The sequence below is a fragment of the Nannocystis pusilla genome, from assembly GCF_026626665.1.
Taxonomy (GTDB): Bacteria; Myxococcota_A; Polyangia; order Nannocystales; family Nannocystaceae; genus Nannocystis; species Nannocystis pusilla.
On sequence record NZ_JAPNKE010000002.1, the window covers coordinates 590,426 to 609,396 of the forward strand.

An 18,971-nucleotide genomic window follows, 5' to 3' on the forward strand; every position below is an offset into this window, starting at 1 on the left:
CGGCTCCACCCGGGCGCGCTCATTCAGCTCAACCGCGACGTCGTCGGGGTCATCCCGCACATCACCCTGTTTCAATACAACCCCGAGACGATCTCGCGCGGCTTTCAGGTCAACATGCCGGGCGACGGCAACAACGGCCTCGAGGAGCGCAATCGTTACACCTTCCCGCCGACCGAGAGCTACTCGTTCAAGCTCGAGATCGACGCCACCGACGACCTCGAGAAGGGGCGGGTGATGACCCGGGCCGTCGGCGTGTCCGACCGGCTGGCCGCGCTCGAGCGGCTCGTCTACTCGCCCAAGGGCATCCTCGGCGACTTCGCCGACAGCTTCGTCTCGCTGTTCAACGGCGCCACCGACGACATCCCCTCGCGTCAGACCGTCCCGATCGTCCTGCTCGCGCTCGGCCGGCGGCGCGTCCTCCCGGTGTGGATCAGCTCGATGAGCGTCACCGAGACCCTTCACAACGCCGCGCTGATGCCGATCCACGCCGAGGTCCAGCTCGACTTTCAGGTCATCCAGCCGCACGAGCTGCGGGCCAAGCCGTACCCGGACATCGTCCTCGCCGTCGCCGCCTACAAGCTCAACGCCCTCGAGCGCGACACCCTCGCGCTCGCCCACCTCGCCACCGTCGTCAGTGATCTGAGGGACTATGTTTGATCGGACCAGTCGCTATTACGGGGTGCCGACCGGCACCGTCACCGACCACCGCGGGCGCACCGTCCAGGTCGTGCTCGTCCCCGACGCGCCGAAGCTGCAGCTCCGCGGCGAGCACCTGCGGCGGCAGGGCCAGCGGCTCGACCACCTGGCGGGCTTCTACTTCGGCGACCCGCACGGCTACTGGAAGATCGCCGAATTGGCCGACGTCATGCACCCCGAGGCGCTCAGCGAGGCCCGCGCCATCCCGATCCCGATTGGAACCTGACATGGCACTCGACTGCATCCTCCTGATCGACAACGTCCCGGTGGTCGACCTGCTCGAGCTGGTCGACTCGGTGCGCGTCGAGCAGAGCCTGAGCGAGCCGGCGCGGTTCAGCGTGCGCCTCGTCGCCGAGCTCGACGAGCTCGTCCGCGACTATCCGTTGCTGGTCGACCCGCGCCTGCGGCCCGGCGCGGTGGTCAGCGTCATCGTCGACGACGGCGTCGGTCAGCAGGCCTGCCTCGTGCGCGGCCCGATCGATCGCCACCAGATCCACTTCGAGAGCGGCAACGTCGGCTCCTGGCTCGAGATCAGCGGCGGCGACCGCCGCATGGAGATGGCGCGGGCGCACCGGACCGTCGCCTGGTCCGGGCGCGACAGCGACATCGTCGGCGCCGTCCTGGCCGGCTACGGCCTCGTGCCCGACGTCGCCCAGACCACCCGCCTGCACTCCGACCTCAGCCAGACCCAGAACCAGAGCGGCAGCGACCTCGACTTCCTCAACCGGCTCGCGCGGCGCAACGGCTTCCACTTCTGGATCTCCTACCGCACCGCCGGCCTCGCCGTCGTCGAGGTCGGCAACTTCAAGCCCTCGCCGCCGCGCCCCGACGTCCCCGCCGCGCCCGCCGTCATCGACCCGTTCGGGCCCAGCCTCTCGATCAACGTCGGCGACCGCAGCGAGCAGACCATGCTCAGCCTCGACATCGACGTCGACTTCGATCGCCCCGTCCTGAGCAGCGGCCTGCGCGTGCTCGAGGGCGTCAACGAGGCCACCCCCGCCGTCGTCCCGGCCCCGCCCAACCTGCCGCTCGGCGCCCGCCCGATCGCCTCCTTCGTCTCCGGCGTCATGCGCGAGGTCTTCTTGACCACCGCCGGCGACCCCAGCGAGCTGACCACCCGCGCCCAGGCCGCCCTGTCCGAGGCCGAATGGTTCGTCCAGGCGCGCGCGCGGACCACCCGCTTCGCCCTCGAAGGCCGCGTCCTCCAGCCGCACATGGTCGTCCCGATCAAGGGCCTCGGCCTGCGCTACCGCGGCGATTACTTCGTCACCGGCGTCTCGCACACCCTCGACGTCAACGGTCATTCCATGGACCTCACCCTCGCGCGCAACGCCCTCGGAGTCTGACATGCACGACGACCCGACCTCTCGCGACATGCTCGAGCTGCTGCGCAGCCGCTACTTCGGCAAGTACCGCGGCCTCGTCGCCGCGTCGACGCCGGACCCGACCCTGCGCGGGCGCGTGCAGGTCCAGGTGCCCGCGGTGCTCGGCACCGCGACCGTGTGGGCCATGCCGTGCGTCCCGTACGCCGGCAAGGACGTCGGCCTCCACATGCTGCCGCCGGCGGGCGCGGGCGTGTGGGTCGAGTTCGAGGCCGGCGATCCTCGTACCCGATCTGGAGCGGCTGCTACTGGGCGCAGGGCGACATCGACCCGGCCGACGCCGTCCCGAGCGTCAAGTTCATCCGCACCGACCGCGTCTCGCTGCGGATCGACGACCTCAAGGGCGAGCTCGTCATCGACACCGGCGCCTCGAAGATCACCATCAACGCCCTCTCGATCAAGCTCGACTCGATCGAGGTCAAGGCCAGCGCCAAGACCCGCAACATCTCCGTCGATCCCGCCCGCGTGTCCATCAACGATGGCACCCAGGAGATCTTCTAATCGTAGGAGGAGCGCAACATGCCCGGCCCCGTCGTCACCATCCCGCCCTTCGGCGTCTCCGACTCGTTCAACCAGCGGGTTATCGCGGTCATCACCCCCAACACGCGGGTGAGCGGCGCCAAGGGCATGATGGGCACCGCCCGCGACCAGCTGCTGTTCGGCGGCGCGCCCTCGGTCTACGGCATCTGGACCGTGCCCAACACCCGCGTGTCGATCGGCGGCGTCCCGACCGTCGGCCGCTCGAGCCAGGGCCTCGCGCTCATGCCCACGATGACCGGCCCTGTCGTCACCGGCCCGCTGCTCGTCAGCCAGGGCGACCGCAAGATCCACAACACCTGAGGCTCCTTATCCCATGGCCAAAAGTACAGCTCGCCTCAAGTTCCCGCTCGCCGTCGATCAGGGCCTCGGTCGCCTCCGCGAGGAGCCGAACCCCGACGCCTACATTCAGCAGTTGATCCGTCAGGTCATCCTCACCGGCCCCGGCGAGCGCGTCCACCGGCCCGACTTCGGCGGCGGCCTGCGGCGCCACGTCTTCGCCCTCAACAGCTTCGGCGGCGCCGCTCTGGCCGAGACCACCGTCTATCAGGCCCTCGACCGCTGGCTCGGCGCGCTCATCCGCGTCGAGAAGGTCGAGGCCACCCCGCGCGACGCCACCCTGGACGTCGCCATCACCTACGTCGTGCTCGCGCGCGGCACCCGTCAATATCTCAACGTCGAGGTCGCCTGATGTACGCCACACGCATCGCCGCCATCAAGGCATCCGACCCGCCGCTGACCGGCATCGACTTCGTCGAGGTCGAGCCGAGCCAGACCGTGCTGCGGGTCCACTTCCACCGCAACCCCGGCGACCTCGCCGCTCCGTTCGCCGACGACGACCCGGCGCCGGCCGACATCACCATCGTCAGCACCACCGGAGGCGAGGGCGTACCGGTCGTGCGCGTCACCGACGTCAGCCTCGACGACACCGACGACGACCACCACGTGCTCGTGCTCACCGTCGACAAGCCGGGCGACTTCTCGCGCTATCGCCTGACGATCACCGACGCGCGGCTCGACTACTTCTTCCGCTCGAGCGAGTTCACCTTCAAGGCCAATTGCGCCGACACCCGCATCGACTGCAAGCCGGTCCCCGAGGCCTGCCAGCCCGGCGACCTGGTCGACTTCCCGGTCGACTACATGGCCCGCGACTTCCTCAGCCTGCGCGGAGCCCTCCTCGAGTTCGCCCGCCAGCGCTACCCGCAGTGGCGCGAGCTCGTCGAGGCCGACGTCGGCGTCATGCTGCTCGAGCTGTTCGCCGCGCTCGGCGACGAGCTCTCGTACACCCAGGACCGCATCGCCCGCGAGGCCTTCCTCGAGACCGCAACCCAGCGCCGCAGCGTCCGCCGGCTCGCCCGCCTCGTCGACTACGACATCCACGACGGCCGCTCGGGCGCCACCTTCCTCGACGTGCAGGCCGCGCTGCCGGTCGTGTATCCCGTGCGGGCGGGCCATCGCGTGTGGGCCGGCGGGGACGACGGCGAGGTGATTACTTTCGAGATCGGGACCGGCCTCGCCGACACGCTCGCCGGCGCGGCCTATCCTGTCCGCTCGCAGTGGAACTCCTCCAATCGCACTTCTTCGACGAGGACGCCGCCGAATTGCCGGCCGGTGCGACCGAGCTCTTCGTCCAGGATCCCGACGCCGTCGTCGCTCCGGGCGACGAGTGGAAGAACAAGTGGGTCCTCATCCAGCGCGACCCGGTCGAGCCAGGCGAGCCCGCGCGGCGTCACCTCGTCTTCGTCACCGACGTCGACGAGATCGTCGACAACTTCCCGCGGCCGCCGCTGACGCCTCCGTTGCGGGTGCTCCGCCTGTCCTGGCGGGAAGAGCACGCCCTGCCGTGGTGCCTGAAGGTCGGAGCCGGCACCACGGTCCACGGCAACATCGTCCCGGCGACCGCCGGCGAGCGCTTCACCGAGTACTTCGAGGTCCGCGGCGGCACCGTCGACATGCGCCAGGCGATCGAGCGCGAGGGCCCTCTGTCGGCCATCACCGGCGAGCGCAGCGTCACCTTCCTCCACAGCCTCCTGTCCTCGGAGACAGGTGGTCTCGGCCGCCTCGGCGCCGACCTGCGCGCCACCGTACCCGAGCTCCGCGTCGCCCGCGTCACCGGCCCCGACCTCGACCTCGACCTCAGCGACTGGACCTGGCGCCGGACCTTGCTGTCCTCCGATCGGCTCGACGAGCACTACACCCTCGATGACGGCATCTGGCGGCGCGTCATCGGCTTCCAGCGCGCCACCGTCGACAAGGACTTCGTCCACCTCGACTACGCGAGCGGCGAAGGTGCCACCATTCGTTTTGGCGACGGCGAGTTCGGCAAGATGCCCGCCGACGGCGTCCTGTTCCGCGTCGATTACCGCACCGGCCCCGGCACCCGCAGCAACGTCGGTCCCGGCGCGGTCCGCTTGCTCAAGAATCCCGTCACCGGCGAGACCAGCCTCATCTCGTCCGGCGCCGTCGTCAGCATCGCCAATCCGTTGCCGGTGAGCGACGGCGTCGATCCCGAGCCGCTCGACGACATCCGCCAGCTCGCGCCCGAGGAGTTCCGCGCGGTCACCCACCGCGCCGTCAAGCCCGAGGACTATTGCGAGATCGCCAGGCGCCTCGACTGGGTCCAGGTCGCCGGCGTGCGCCAGCGGTGGACCGGCAGCTGGCCGACCACCTTCGTCACGCCCGACCCGGTCGGCGCCTACGCCCTCACCGACGAGCAGCGCGACGAGCTCGACGGCCTCATGCACTGCGTCCGCCAGGCCGGCCGCGACGTGTTCGTCCGCGACCCCCGCTTCCGCGCCATCGACCTCGAGGTCCAGATCTGCATCAAGCCCGGCCACATCCCCAGCGCCGTGCGCGACGCCGTGATCCGCCGCCTCCGCGGCGACGGCGTCACCCCCGGCTACTTCGCCCCCGACACCTTCACCTTCGGCGCCCCGCTGCAGCGCCTCACCATCGAGGCGGTCGTCGGCGCCGTGCCCGGCGTCCTCGCCGTCAAGGACATCCGAATCGGCGCCCGCGCCGTCCACCACATGCGCCCGATGGAGGACCTGTACGTCGTCCCCGACGACCAGATCCTCCGCCTCGCCAGCGACCCCCGCACGCCCGAGCGCGGCTCGATCCGCGTCATCACGGAGGGCGGGGTATGAGGGGGGCTAGCTGCTCAGTTCGAGTCGGTGCAGCAGCACTTGATGGCGGGAAACCCCAATCTTGCACCTTGCTGCAGGAATCGTCCTGGGGAACTCCGCCCATGTCCTCTCCACACTCCGACTGAGCGCCGAGGTACCTAGTCGTGTTGCCCGCACATTGCGATTCTGCGCAAGCCTCCCCGAGGCTCTGACACATCTCATCGCAACTGCTGAAGCCATCCGCGACAGTGAAGCACTCGCTCCACGCCGGTTTGCAGTTGCCGGCCTCACAACCCATCGCCATACAAGAGTGGCCGCACGTTCCGCAGTTTACGCCGTCGACTGCAAGGTCAGTGCAGGCTCCGCCGCAAGCCGAACCGCCCGCGCACTGAAGATTCACCGAAACCGACTTGGTAGAGCTGTTCGCGGCCTGGTCGAAGAAACGGGCGTGGAAGACTCTGGTCTCCGCTACGTCCTCAAATTGAATGGGGGCGGCCTGATGAATTTGAGCCCAGGAAATCGTGATCGAGTAAGTCCCTTCCTGTCCAGCGGCTACGAAGGGCCCAAAATCGATCGCTCCGTCCTCATTCGTAAGGCTTCCGCCCACAATGTCGTCCACGCCATCGGGGTCGGTCAGGAGCGCCGTGAAAACGACCGACTCTCCCTCCGTGATGGCATTCACGTTGGTGCCCAGCGACAGGAAGACCGGAGCGTTCTCTCCGGTCGACGTCGTGCTCGCCGTCGGGGAGGTCATCGTCTCATCCGTGAGACCAGAGTTCGTGTTGGAGCTGGAGCTCGTATTCAACGTATCGCTCTCGGTGAGCGTCGACGGGCTGTCGGTCATCTGGACCGTCGTCGGCGTGGTGTTAGAAGCGGTAGTTCCAGTGTCTCCATTGTCGCCACATGCTGCCGCGAGAGCCAGGATGATCGCGATTTCTTGCCGGAGCGTCATGCTCGGATCCTGCCACAGCCATGACTGGTGCGCAACTGACCGTAAATCCGTCTGAAGAGGACTTCCATGCCCCAGAATTTCACCTGCGCTCCGTGCTTGACGACTTCGACGACCGGGAATGTTACGCTGGAGATGAGTCCGCTGGACCCCACGCCAGGCCTCAGGTTCGACCTGCTGCGACGTTCGCTTGGAGCCGCCATCCCTGAGCAAGAAGTCGATGGTTTGCAGCCTCTGGCTTCATGGGCGCCGCACTCCGATCTGAGCATGGTGCTGTTCGAGCTCTGGGCATATGTCGGTGATGTCGTTGGCCTCTACAACGGTGTGATCATGGCGGAGGCGACCGTAACGACCGCGAGGAACCGTCGGTCGTTGCGAAGCTTGGCGGGCCTGCTGGGTTACAAGCTCCATCCGGCTGTCAGTTCGGTGGCGGAGGTCGCCGTTCTTGTCGGTCCTGATAGACATGGCGCTTTGCCTGCCGTGGCCTATAGATCATCAACGCCGGGGCAGGTGTTTGAATCAAATGGTGGCCGAGTCTCGGGAAAGGTCAATGAATACACGTTGGGCTCCGTGGTGGACCCTGAACTCGGAGAGTTTGACGAGAGCCGCTTGCTGCTCGATCCTGCCACCGCCAGCGCAGTGCGGGGGCGGCCGCTCATGTTCCTTTGGTACGACAAGATCGTACGGCAGGGTGCGACGGAGATTTTGGATGTTTCGTCATTCAAGGGGAGAGATGCCCAAGAGTACGTCGAGCTCAGAGTTGCGAAGAAGCCCGCAATCTCCGCATCGGTCGGCTACAAGAGCGTGGCGCTCTTCAGCCCGTCGCAGCGCGCTTATGTCAAGACCAAGCTCCTTGATAATGCCGTAAATGACCAAAATGAGGAAGAGTCGGCGATTCACGAAGTTCCTCCACTTTCAGACGCCGAGATCGGGGCGCTCTACAACGGTTTCGGCGTGACGATCGCTGGTCACCTGGGGAACGTTGTCAACCCTGTCTCTGGAAGTGACTTTACGGATTCGGAGAAGAAACAGACCTCGGTCGATCTTGATAGTGTGTATCGTTCGATCTATGCTGGTGACTTTGTTGTGGTCCAGTACAATGACTATTTCTCGGCGCATAGAGTGGTGTGGACCGAGGAGAAGCAACTCCGACTCGCTGGTTCGGCTGAACCTGGCGTCATGATCCCTGTGACGCGTCTGTACTTGAACCCGGCGATTGATGCGGACAAGGTTTCGTTCAGTAGACCGGGGCCGCTCATCATCCACTACAACATGCACGATGTCGGCCGCATCATGCGGCTCGCGCACACCGAGCTCACGCCCGGCGTCGTCTTGAACACCCTCCCGCTCGAGGGCATCCACGACAAGCCGGCCGACCCGCCCACGCGCTTCATCCTCGAGGACGCCGACGGCAAGGGCGTCCTCGTCAACGGCAAGCTCGACGTCCAGGCGAACGGCAGCGCCACCCTGACCATCAGCGGCCCCGAGTGGGACGGCGGCCTGCGCGTCCCCGTCAAGGCCTACGGCAACGTCCTCGACATCTCGCGCGGCGAGACCGTGCAGGACGAGGTCCTGGGCGACGGCGACCCGACCCAGGCGCACCAGACCTTCAAGCTCGCCAAGACCCCGCTGACCTACTTCTCGCAGCCCGGCGCTGCCAGCGGCGTCGTCAGCACCCTCGAGGTCCGCGTCGACGGCATCTTGTGGCGCGAGCGGCCCAGCTTCTACGGCGCCGGCCCCAACGACCCCGTTTACATCGTCCGCCACGACGACGACCAGAACACCTTCATCACCTTCGGCGACGGCGTCCGCGGCCTCCGGCTGCCTACCGGACGCGGCAACGTGCGCGCCAAATATCGCCACGGGGCCGGCGCCGAGGCGCCGCCGGCGGGTGCCATCAATCAGATCATCAAAACCGTCCCCGGCCTGAAGAGCGTGCGCAGCCCGATCGTCGCGCGCGGGGGCGGCGACGCCGAGACCAGCAAGGACATCCGCAGGCACGCGCCGGCCTCCGCGCTCGTGCTCGGGCGCTGCGTCTCGCTGGCCGACTTCGCCGCGCGCACTGCCATGACCGCCGGCGTGCGGAGCTGCAAGGTCGAGTACGCCTGGGACGAGCCCTCGCAGACCGCGGGGATCAAGGTCTGGTACATCCCGAACGACCCCGGCGCCGATCTCGACGAGCAGATCGTCGCGGACCTCCAGGCCATGTCGGAGCCCGGCACGCCGATCCGTGCCGAGGCCGCCACGGCGCAGCAGAAGGTCCTCTTTCTGAACCTCGAGATCGAGCGCGACCGCGTGCCCGCCGACGTCGAGTCGGCCGTGCGCGCCGCGCTGCTCGACCCCGAAAGAGGCCCGCTCGCCGTCGAGAACACCCCGATCGGCGGTCCCCTGTCGCGCAGCCTCATCGTCGGCGCCGCCAAGTCGATCGCCGGCGTCCTCGACGTCACCTCGATGTATTTCGCCTTCGATCACCCCCCGGTCCCGTTCCCCACGCCGGGGCTCGCGCTGGACCCGGGGCAGTACCTCGACCTCGGCGACTTCGACGCCGTCCGCCTCGTCGTCAGTGCGTACCACGCCGAATCGCGCGGCTGCCGCGACCTCGTCTCCTGACCGAAAGGACATCTCATGGCCGCCAACGACCAATTCGCCCGATACTTCACGGAGAAGCTGTGGGACTGGATCCCCGGCGTCTACCGCGAGCTCGACGCCGCCGCGCCCAACCAGCATGTCCTTCGCGCCCTGATCCAGGCCGTCGCCGAGCAGGCCGCCGTCGCCCGGCGCAGCATCGATCGCCTGTGGGAGGACCAGAGCATCGAGTACTGCGACGATTGGGTCGTCCCGTACATCGGCGACCTCGTCGCCACCCGGCTCGTGCCCGCGCTCAACGCCCGCGCGCGGCGGGTCGACGTCGCTCGCACCATTTACTATCGCCGGCGCGCCGGCACCGTCACCGTCCTCGAGCAGCTGATCCTCGACATGGCCGGCTGGGACGGCGCCGTCGTCGAGGCCTTTCGCCGCCTCGGCCGCACCCACCACGGCCTCGACCCGCAGCCGTACCCTGTCGGTCGCCTCACCGCCACCCCGGTCGGCGGGATCGCCGACCTCCGCCGCCCGCGGGGCGTCGAGCTGGCCCACGGGACATTCGACGAATTGTCGCACACAGCCGATCTCTGGCAGCACCGCGGCCACGCCGGGCGCTACGCGATCCCCAAGCTCAATCACCACCTCTACCGCATGCAGGCCTATCGGGTCGACGCGCCGACCCCGTTCGAGCTCACCACCCGGCGCTATACCTTCGATCCGTCGGGGCGCGACATCCCGCTGTTTCGACCGTCCTACCGGCCCGAGGACGGCTGCCGGCGGCGCCACGAGGAGGACGTGAGCGCGCCGATCCGCTGCCGCCTGCTCGGTCACGCCGAGTACGAGATCACCGACGCCGTCCTCGACGCCATGCAGGAGGGCGGGCTGCCGGCCCCCGCGCTGACCGAGCTGCGCGACTGGATCGGCGTCCGCTTCCGCGACGAGTATCGCCTGCGCGCCACGCTGTCCTCGCTGGCGAACAGCAGCGACTTCATGGATCCCGACAACCTGCACACGCTGCTCGCCGCGGCGCTGACCGAGGATTCGGCCAAGGCCGCGCTGGTCCGCGACGCGCGGGCCTTCAAGATCACCCGGCTCGACGACACCGACGACGTGCAGATCGCCCCGGAGCGCACCCTCGCCGGCGACCTCGGGAATGGGGCACCGGCCTCACCGTCGCGACCGGCAAGCAGCTCATGGTCGATCCCGTGCGCGGCCGCTACTGGTTCCCCGAGGCCGTGCCTCCCGCCGGCACCAAGGTCGCCCACTATTATTACGGCTTCTCCGGCGACCTCGGTGCCGGCACTTACGACCGCCGCGCCACCGTCCTCACCGCCGTCGACGACACCTTCAGCGGCGGCGTCTACGACCCGCCGGGCGCCTGGGCCAATGTCTACACCTTCGCCGACAGCAAGACCTATCTCGTCGACGACATCAGCGGCTTCACCGACCTGACGCTGCAGGCCGCCTCGCAGCAGCGCCCCTACCTGCGCCAGGCCGTCGCGGAGAGCAACAATTGGAAGTTCACCGCGACCGGCACCGACGCCGAGCTCACGCTCGACGGTCTGTGGTACGGCGGCGGCAAGCTGGTGCTGGCCGGCGACTACGCGCGCGTCACCATTCGTCATTGCACCCTCGACCCCGGCGGCCTCAAGGCCGACGGCAACGCGCTGGTTCCGGCCGACATCCTCGTCCAGGGCACCATCGACGAGCTCGTCATCGAGAGCTCGATCGTCGCCAGCATCGAGCTCGCCCTCGGCGGGGCCGTGCACGCCCTGCGCGCGCGCGACAGCATCATCGCCTCGGCCGTGGCGACCGCCACGATCGACCTGCCGCAGACCGAGCTGGAGTTCGCCCGCTGCACCCTGGCGATCGCCACCGTGGGCCTGCGGGTCGACGCCACCGAGCTGCTGGCGCAGAAGCCCGTCAAGGTCACCGACCACCAGCACGGCTGCGTGCGCTACAGCGTCCTCGCCCCCGGCAGCGAGACCTCGCCGGTCTACCCGCCGCCCGGCGTCGCCGAGGTCTTCCCGCACTTCTTCGTCTCGACCCGCTTCGGCGATCCTGGCTTTTACATCCTGTCCGAAAGCGCACCCGACTTCGTCGTCCGCGGCGCCGAGAACGGCTCGGAGATCGGCGCCTACAGCCGGCTCCTGAACCCGCTGAAGCACGACAGCGTGCGCGCCAAGGTCCACGAATTCATGCCGATGGGACGGATCGCCGCCTTCATCCGCGAGAACTGACGCACCCGAGGATCGCCATGTCCGCCCACGACATCTCTCGCCACCTCTTCCAGGCCAGCAATCATTACACCGGCACCCGCATGCAGCAGGGCAGGGTGGTGCTCGACAGCGACTTCAACGAGGCGCGCATGCTGGACGAGGAGGACCAGCGCCACTTCGTCGTCGCGGTCGTCGGCCCGCACGGCTCGCCCGACCGCGGCTTCACCGTCGAGAACGTCACCGTCGCCGGCCTGACCTGGAACTTCGACATCGCCGACGGGACCTACTACCTCGGTGGTTATCGCCACGAGATCGGCGGCGGCCAGAGCTTCCGCGGCCAGCGCGACTGGCGGCAGCTGCTGCGCGACGACGTGCGGGCGGTCCAGGTGCCGCCGGTGCCGACCCAGCCGCGCAACGACCTCGTGTACCTGCTCGGCTGGCAGCAGGGCGTCGGCGCGGTCGAAGATCAGGAGCTGGACGACCCGGCCATCGCCGGGCACGACACTGGCTATCGCCAGCGCTTCATGCAGCGAGTGATGGTCCTCGCGGACGGCCCGGGCACCTGCAAGGAGGCGTTCGACGGCCTCGTCGCCTCGCTCGAGGCGGGCGGCCACCAGTTCGATCGCGTCAACTTCGAGCTCAAGTCGGGCGCGCGCATGGGCTCGCGCCGCAGCCCGGTCGAGCCGGCCGAGGACCTGTGCAAACCCGAGGTGTTGCAAGGCCTCGCGGGCGCCGAGCACCAGGCGATCCGCGTCCAGCTCATCGCCCCCGACCGCTTCATCTGGGGCCTCGACAACGCCTCGACGATGGTCCGCTGCACCATGGCGATCTCCGAGGTCGACGTCACCCTGACGTTGACCACGCCGCTGCGCGACCTGGCCCATGCGCCGCGCGTCGGTCACATCCTCGAGCTCTTGCCGTGGGGCGCCGATCTGCCGAACGGCGAGCACGTCGCGGATCACCCGGTCGCCGGCGACGTCGGCGGCGGCGTGCTGCTCCGCGTGATCACTCCCTACGACCCGGGCACGGGCAAGATCACCGCCGTCGTCGCCGTCGAACACAGCGCGCGCCTGACGAAGATCGCCGCGTGGTACCAGACGATCGCCTCGGCGTACCTGTACGCGCGCGTGTGGGAGCCCGGCGACGACGACGTCGCCGGTCCCTTCGGCATCGGCATCACCCTGGATCAGCCCATCCGCCTGCGCGGCACCGACTACGAGATCGGCTTTACCGGCCTCGGCATCGTCGGCGACTACTGGATCCTCGGTGCACGGCCCGCCACCGCGCAGCCGATCGTCCCCTGGAACCTGCGCGACGGCGGTCCGCCGCACGGACCGCGGCGGTTCTACAGCCCGCTCGCCGTCCTCCGCTGGACGATCCACACCACGCTCGGGGCTGTCGCCGAGGTCAGCTCGTGCCGCCGCACCTTTCGCCCGCTGACGCGCCTGCGCGGCTGCTGCACCGTGACCGTCGGCGACGGAAAGACCAGCTTCGGCGACTTCACCTCGATTCAGGCGGCCGTCGACGCCCTCCCGCGCGACGAGAAGGGCCGCATCTGCGTCCTCCCCGGCGAGTACCGCGAGCGCGTCGTGCTCACGGACCGCAGCGACCTCATCCTCGAGGGCTGCGGCGCCCGCACGATCCTCCGCACCCCCGAGGGCAACGACAGCGCGCGCGCGCTGATCGAGGTCACGCGTGGCACGCGGCTCACGATCCGCAAGCTCACGCTCGAGGCGTTCGGTCAGTTCGGCATCACCTTGCTGGGCAACGGGGTGGCCCTGACGAGCGCGATCCTCGAGGACCTGCGCGTCACCACCCGCCGCGATCCTGACGTGCCCGCGCCCGATCCGTGGTGGAACCTCTGGCTGCCCGCCTCGGGCCCGGCGCCGTTCCCGGTGTCGACGATCGCCGCGCACCGGTTCTCCGACCTGACCATTCGCCGCTGCTACCTCGAGATGTCCGGCAACCTGAGCGCCGCGGCCAACGTCTTTCTCAGCCACTGCGGCCGTTCGCGGGTCAGCGACTGCCAGATCCTCACGCCCTCCGTCGACGGCGACGTCGTCAGCAAGGCCTGGGGCGGCCTGCAGACCGGCGGCGGCGACGACGTGGTGATCGAGAACAACATCATCCGCGGCGGCCTCGGCCACGGCATCACCCTCGGGCGGGTGATCACCGGCTACATGAACAACGATTACGCGACCGCCTTCGAGCCCAACGGGTGGTTCAGCATGGCCGACGATCCGGACTGCCCGAGCGTCACGAGCGAGATCCCCGACGGCATCGACGAAGACGACGGTCCGGCGACGACGCTCACTGCCAGCACCCAGGCCGACGTCGTGATCCGCGGCAACAGGATCAGCGAGATGGGCGCCTCCGGCGTCTCCGTGCCCGGATTCTGGCCCGACTACCTCACTCTGGATGTCGAGGGGCAGCGGATGTTCCGCTCGCCGAACCTCCTCATCGAGGACAACCTCATCGAGGCCAACTGCCGGCGCCCCTATCACGGCGTGCCCGGGTTGCACTACGGGGAGCTGGTCGCGTTCGGCGGCGTCGTCCTGGCCGACACCGACAACCTGCGGATCCGCGACAACCGGATCGTGGGCAACGGCGGCGATCATCGCTATCCGATCTGCGGGATCTACGTCTTTCACGGCGAGGACCTGGCGATCGAGAACAACGAGGTCCGCGACAACGGCGTGCGGGTCGGCGGCTCCGCCTTCGCGGGCAATCGCGCCGGCATCGCCCTGCGCTTCGTGGGTCGTCTCGCCACATCGTACGGGTTCGACAGCTACGAGACCGAGCCCGACTCGCTGCGCCCGGCCGCGCGGATCCGCGGGAACGTCGTGTATCAGCCGGCCGGGCGGGCCCTGGAGCTCTACGGGGTAGGTCCGATGCTGATCGAGGGCAACGTCTTCGGCAGCGGCGGTCTCACCCACCCGGTGTCGTCCGAGCGCGCGCACTGCATCGAGATCCACAACATCGGGCTGTCGGCCGAGATCGGGGTCCTGGGCTACGTGCCGGGCAACCTCGGCTACTTGCCTGCGCCGCCCTTGCCGACGGACGAGCCGCCGCCGTCGCCCGACACCGTCGACGGGCGGATCTTGTTCACCGGCAATCAGGTCCACTTCCGGCCGGTCGCCGGCGCCTCGGCCAACATCCGCCGCGCGGTGAGCCTGCAGTCGTACGACGACGTCGCCGTGCTCGACAACCAGTTCGTCACGACCTTCCCCGACGGCGTCGGCGACATGTTGTGCGACACCGTGGTCACCGCGTGGTCGACTCGCACCAATCACAACCGCTGGGAGGATCCGATCGGCACGCTCCCCAACGGCTCCTATCAGACCGACATCTCCGCCTCGACGCTCGGGGTGATGAACTTCACCAAGCTCAACGAGGCGTCGCGTTGCATCCACGTCCAGGTCAGCGTGCTCACCGACCCGATCGACAACAACGGCGACGGGACCAACCTGACCTACACGGACTGCGACACCGTGCCCGGCTTCGCGGCGCTGCTGGCCCCCACGCCCTGAGCGAACCTTCGCCCACGCTCCTGTCCCGGAAGTCTCGACCATGGCAAACCACGACCTCTCCCGCCACCTCTTCCGCCCCGCGAATCGCTACGTCGGCCTGCGCATGCAGCAAGGCCGGCCCATGCTCGACTCGGACTTCAGCGAGGGCGAGATGCTCGACGACGAGGACCAGCGCGCGGTCGCGGTCGACGTGATCGGGCCGCACGGCTCGCCCGACATGGGCTTCGAGATCCAGAGCCCGTCGACCGGCGTCTACGACTTCTCCATCCTTTCGGGCAGCTATTACCTCGGCGGCTTGCGGCACGAGATCGTCGGGACGACCGTCTCCACCAGCGGCACGGCCACGGCCGCGGGCGTCGCCTTCGCCGCGCCGCAGCGCTTCCGCGCCCAGAGCGACTGGGTGCAGGCGACTCGCAGCGACGCGTTCCCGCAGCCGCCGTCGTTGCCGGTCGAGGCGCGGCGCGACCTCGTGTACCTGGTCGGCTGGGAGCAGGAAGTCTCGGTCGTCGAGGACCGCGAGTTCCACGAGATGGCGCTCGGCGGCCCCGACACCACCGTCCGCGAATGGCGCGGCCATCGCGTCTACGTCCACCCGAACGTCCCCGAGGGTTGCCACGAGGCGTTCGAGAAGCTCGTGGAATCGCTCGAGGCCGGCGGCAACACCTTCGACCGGGAGAATCACGAGCTGAAGTCGGGCGCGCGCCTCACCGTGGTGATCGACGAGCCCGGCGCCGGCGACCTGTGCGAGCCCGCGATCCCGCCGGGCTACTCGGGTGTGGAGAATCAGGCGATCCGGGTGCAGGTGATCGACCGGTTCCGTCTGTTGTGGAGCTACGACAACGCCGCGCCGCTGTACCGCGTGCGCACCTCGGACGATCCGAACGCCACCATCGTCGAGTTCCTGACCCAGCCGCGCGACCAGGCCCACTACCCGGTGGCCGGGCAGGTGTTCGAGATCTTGCCGTTCGGCGCCCGGCTGGCCAACGGCGAGTACACCGCCGATTATCCGATCGCCTTCGACATCGGCGGGGGTGCTCGCGCGCGTGCTGGATGCGTACGACCCGGTGCGCCGCACCGTCAAGGTCCAGCTCGAGTCCGCGGATGCGCTCGCGGCGATGACGCAATGGTTCGAGCCGAACGGGGTGCCTCCGGACAAGCGGTGCTTCTACTTGCGCGTGTGGAACCCCGGTGACGGCAGCCGGAGCGGGCCGATCGGGCTCGGCTTCAAGATCGACGAGGAGGTCGCCCTGCCCGGGACCGGCCTGCGGATCAAGATCAGCCGGCCGGGGATCGTCGGCGATCACTGGATCATCGCCGCGCGGCCGTCGACCCCGACCGAGGTGGTGCCGTGGACGCTGCGCAGCGGTGAGCCGCCGCACGGGCCGCGGCGGTTCTACGCCCCGCTGGCGATGTTCCACTGGACGTTCTCCTCGGCCCTCGGCCGCGCCGTCACCGTCGATTCGTGCCGCCGGACCTTCCGGCCGCTCACGCGTCAGAAGGGCTGCTGCACCGTCACGGTGGGCGACGAGAGCAAGAGCTTCGGCGACTTCACCAGCATCACCGCGGCGCTGGCCTCGATCCCCGTCGACCAGCCGGCCAAGATCTGCGTGTTGCCGGGCGAGTACGCCGAGCGGGTCGTCATCCACGGGCGCAGCCACCTCGTCATCGAAGGCTGCGGGGCGACCACGATCCTCAGCTCGCCGGCGACCAGCCCGACCGTGGACGGGCTGATCTCGATCTCCGCGAGCCACGACATCGTCGTCAAGGACCTGACGATCGCGGCGACTGGTCAGTTCGGGGTCAGAATCGCCGACCCGCTCGTCGGCTACCTGAGTCGGGCCCCCCAGCGCAGGATCCGCCTCGAGGGGCTGACGATCACGAGCACGCGCAACGGCTCGCCGGGCGATCCGTCCCTGGACGAGCTCTGGATGCCCCTCACCGGTTCGGCGCCGTTCCCGATGTCCACGATCGCCGCGTTTCAGGTCGAGGCGCTGGTCATCAGTCGCTGCGTCAACACCATGGTCGGAGACCTGAGCGGGGCGCCGAACATCTCTCTCGTCATGTGCACGGACACGACGGTCCGCGGCAACCGGTTCCAGACGGTCAACAACAACGGCGGCAAGCGGCTCGCGTGGGGCGGCGTCCAGATCGGCTTCGGTTGTGAGCGGGTCCTGGTCGAGGACAACTGGATCGAGGGCGGCAGCGGCTACGGGATCACGTTCGGGACGGGCACTGCAGGGGACGAGGTGCCGGGCGACCTCGACATCTTCGATCCGGTGGGCCGCTTCGTCCTGGTCGCTGCGGACGACGCCCTCTACCACTCCAAGGCGAGCCTGCGCGAGACCGCGGAGCCGCGAGGCGGAGGCCCGCTCGTGGATGTCGGCTACGGCACCTACTGCCGCGACGTTCGTATCCTCCGCAACACCATCACCGGCATGGGCAGCTCCGGGATCTCGGTCATCGGCTTCCACGCCGCGCCGGAGGAGGAATTCGAGGCGTACGACACGATGGAGACGCCCGACGTCGAGATCGCCGACAACGTCATCCGCGGCAATTGTGCGTACCCTTTCGACGGCCCGCCGTCGCCGGATCACGTGGATTACGCGGCCGTGGGTGGGATCGTCCTCGCCGACTCCGACAATCTTCGCATCCACGACAACGCGATCCTCGGAAACGGCGCCGAGGAGACGCTTTATCCGATCTGCGGGATCTACCTGATGCACGGGGAGAACGTCGCCGTCGAGAACAATCGGGTCACCGGCAACGGCAAGCGCCCGACGACGGACACCCCGTTCCTGGGTCATCGCTTCGGGATCGGGCTGATGCTGGTGGGCCGCCGCCTGGGCGGGCTCCCGGATGCTCCCATGATCGAGGGCGACGCGCGGATGCCCGCGGCGCGGGTCCGCGGCAACGTCGTGCATCATCCGATGGGCAAGGCGCTGCAGCTCCACGGCATCGGCCCGATGTTCGTCGAGGGGAACGTGTTCGTCGCCAAGGCGCGCGGGGTCCCCGTCGTGGACGACAGCACCGGGCGTTGCGTCGACATCCACAACCTCGGCCAGTCCCCGGAGCTCATCGATTCCGCGTCGATCCCCGGCGATCTCGGCTTTTTGCCGACGCCGCCGCTCTTGTGGGACCCGGCGGAGCCGCTGCCCGTCGACCCGATGTTCGCCGACGGCCGCGTCCTCTTCACCGGCAACCAGGTGCGTTACAGCCCGGAGGGGGCCGAGACGGGCGGGATCCAGTGCGTCAATCGGTTCCAGTCGTACGGCGACGTGGCGGTGCTCGACAACCAGTTCTTCGTGGACTTCCCCCCGGAGACCTCGGGGAGCATCGATAACGACACCACGGTCGTCGCCTGGTCGACGCGGACTGCCAACAATCGCTGGGTCGATCCCGCGGTCGCGGAGCCGTACTACACCGTGGCCTCGGCCACCACCGCCGCGCGCATGAACATCACCGCGCTCAACCAGGCGACCCGCTGCATCCACGTCATGATCAGCGGCGTGTTGCCCGCGATCGCCGGCAACCCCGTCGACTACAACCAGACCCTGACCGCATGCGACGACGAGGAGGAGGAGCCCGTCCCGTTGGCCCCGCCGTGAGCCACGCCGAGTGCTTCACCTTCGCTCGCCCTCAAGGAGATCATCGCCATGGATCCGAAGCAGCAAGCTCTTCAATTCTATCAATCGCTCGGCGCGGCCGACGAGTTGTCCCGCAAGCTCCTCACGCGCGCCGCCCAGGTGCAGCGCGGCCGGGCCGCGGCGCTCCAGCGCCGGATCGACGACCTCGACAAGGGCGGGACGCCCAAGGAGGAGCTCGCCAAGCTCGAGGCGGAGATGGAGCGCCGCAAGACGCTGGCGGGCAACTACGACAAGCTCGAGTCGGTGATCGGCAAGGCCATCACCCTGCGGGCCCAGCTGGACGAGCAGAAGTTCAAGTGATCGCCG

Annotated in this window: 14 protein-coding genes; all 14 read left to right on the forward strand. The window is 68.6% G+C overall.

The features are described 5' to 3' along the window. The first annotated feature begins 114 nt into the window (after positions 1 to 114). A complete protein-coding gene (locus OV079_RS02855) occupies positions 115 to 657 on the forward strand; it encodes a hypothetical protein (protein ID WP_267766078.1) in 543 nt (180 codons plus the stop codon). Continuing rightward, entirely contained in the window at positions 650 to 922 is a 273-nt protein-coding gene (locus tag OV079_RS02860) for a hypothetical protein (protein ID WP_267702643.1), read from the forward strand. Before OV079_RS02855 ends, OV079_RS02860 begins: the two co-directional genes overlap by 8 nt. A 1-nt stretch (position 923) precedes the next feature. Further along, a complete protein-coding gene (locus OV079_RS02865) occupies positions 924 to 2,042 on the forward strand; it encodes a phage late control D family protein (protein ID WP_267766079.1) in 1,119 nt (372 codons plus the stop codon). 115 nt (positions 2,043 to 2,157) lie between these two features. Next, positions 2,158 to 2,691 carry a phage baseplate assembly protein V gene (locus OV079_RS57130; protein ID WP_420829492.1) on the forward strand — a complete coding sequence of 178 codons (534 nt, stop codon included), beginning with the start codon at positions 2,158 to 2,160 and terminating at the stop codon, positions 2,689 to 2,691. Beyond that, positions 2,598 to 2,918 (forward strand): hypothetical protein, encoded by a 321-nt coding sequence (locus OV079_RS02875; protein ID WP_267766082.1) that lies wholly within the window; start codon positions 2,598 to 2,600, stop codon positions 2,916 to 2,918. The genes OV079_RS57130 and OV079_RS02875 overlap by 94 nt, the downstream gene beginning before the upstream one ends. Positions 2,919 to 2,931: 13 nt before the next feature. Next, entirely contained in the window at positions 2,932 to 3,306 is a 375-nt protein-coding gene (locus tag OV079_RS02880) for a GPW/gp25 family protein (protein ID WP_267766083.1), read from the forward strand. Positions 3,307 to 4,171: 865 nt separating this feature from the next. Further along, positions 4,172 to 5,761 (forward strand): baseplate J/gp47 family protein, encoded by a 1,590-nt coding sequence (locus OV079_RS02885; RefSeq protein WP_267766084.1) that lies wholly within the window; start codon positions 4,172 to 4,174, stop codon positions 5,759 to 5,761. A 623-nt stretch (positions 5,762 to 6,384) separates the two neighbouring features. After that, complete coding sequence (locus OV079_RS02890; RefSeq protein WP_267766085.1) at positions 6,385 to 6,747, forward strand: hypothetical protein; 363 nt, start codon at positions 6,385 to 6,387, stop codon at positions 6,745 to 6,747. A 77-nt stretch (positions 6,748 to 6,824) separates the two neighbouring features. Continuing rightward, positions 6,825 to 9,299: a baseplate J/gp47 family protein gene (locus tag OV079_RS02895; protein ID WP_267766086.1), complete on the forward strand. Its 2,475-nt coding sequence runs from the start codon at positions 6,825 to 6,827 to the stop codon at positions 9,297 to 9,299. A 15-nt stretch (positions 9,300 to 9,314) separates the two neighbouring features. Beyond that, entirely contained in the window at positions 9,315 to 10,724 is a 1,410-nt protein-coding gene (locus tag OV079_RS02900) for a hypothetical protein (protein ID WP_267766087.1), read from the forward strand. An 805-nt stretch (positions 10,725 to 11,529) separates the two neighbouring features. Beyond that, positions 11,530 to 15,021 carry a right-handed parallel beta-helix repeat-containing protein gene (locus tag OV079_RS02905; protein WP_267766088.1) on the forward strand — a complete coding sequence of 1,164 codons (3,492 nt, stop codon included), beginning with the start codon at positions 11,530 to 11,532 and terminating at the stop codon, positions 15,019 to 15,021. Between the two features lie 40 nt (positions 15,022 to 15,061). After that, entirely contained in the window at positions 15,062 to 16,213 is a 1,152-nt protein-coding gene (locus OV079_RS02910; RefSeq protein ID WP_267766090.1) for a hypothetical protein, read from the forward strand. A gap of 868 nt (positions 16,214 to 17,081) precedes the next feature. Beyond that, positions 17,082 to 18,626 carry a right-handed parallel beta-helix repeat-containing protein gene (locus OV079_RS02915; protein WP_267778439.1) on the forward strand — a complete coding sequence of 515 codons (1,545 nt, stop codon included), beginning with the start codon at positions 17,082 to 17,084 and terminating at the stop codon, positions 18,624 to 18,626. A 48-nt stretch (positions 18,627 to 18,674) separates the two neighbouring features. Continuing rightward, positions 18,675 to 18,965: a hypothetical protein gene (locus OV079_RS02920; protein WP_267766092.1), complete on the forward strand. Its 291-nt coding sequence runs from the start codon at positions 18,675 to 18,677 to the stop codon at positions 18,963 to 18,965. Positions 18,966 to 18,971 lie beyond the last annotated feature (6 nt).

Bases quoted from the DNA above. Each gene is read 5' to 3' on its own strand.
- OV079_RS02875 (WP_267766082.1), top strand. From the start codon at position 2,598: ATGCCCGGCCCCGTCGTCACCATCCCGCCCTTCGGCGTCTCCGACTCG.
- OV079_RS02855 (WP_267766078.1), top strand. From the start codon at position 115: ATGCCGGGCGACGGCAACAACGGCCTCGAGGAGCGCAATCGTTACACC.
- OV079_RS02900 (WP_267766087.1), top strand. From the start codon at position 9,315: ATGGCCGCCAACGACCAATTCGCCCGATACTTCACGGAGAAGCTGTGG.
- OV079_RS02905 (WP_267766088.1), top strand. From the start codon at position 11,530: ATGTCCGCCCACGACATCTCTCGCCACCTCTTCCAGGCCAGCAATCAT.
- OV079_RS02920 (WP_267766092.1), top strand. From the start codon at position 18,675: ATGGATCCGAAGCAGCAAGCTCTTCAATTCTATCAATCGCTCGGCGCG.
- OV079_RS02865 (WP_267766079.1), top strand. From the start codon at position 924: ATGGCACTCGACTGCATCCTCCTGATCGACAACGTCCCGGTGGTCGAC.
- OV079_RS02895 (WP_267766086.1), top strand. From the start codon at position 6,825: ATGAGTCCGCTGGACCCCACGCCAGGCCTCAGGTTCGACCTGCTGCGA.
- OV079_RS02860 (WP_267702643.1), top strand. From the start codon at position 650: ATGTTTGATCGGACCAGTCGCTATTACGGGGTGCCGACCGGCACCGTC.
- OV079_RS02910 (WP_267766090.1), top strand. From the start codon at position 15,062: ATGGCAAACCACGACCTCTCCCGCCACCTCTTCCGCCCCGCGAATCGC.
- OV079_RS02915 (WP_267778439.1), top strand. From the start codon at position 17,082: ATGTGCACGGACACGACGGTCCGCGGCAACCGGTTCCAGACGGTCAAC.
- OV079_RS02880 (WP_267766083.1), top strand. From the start codon at position 2,932: ATGGCCAAAAGTACAGCTCGCCTCAAGTTCCCGCTCGCCGTCGATCAG.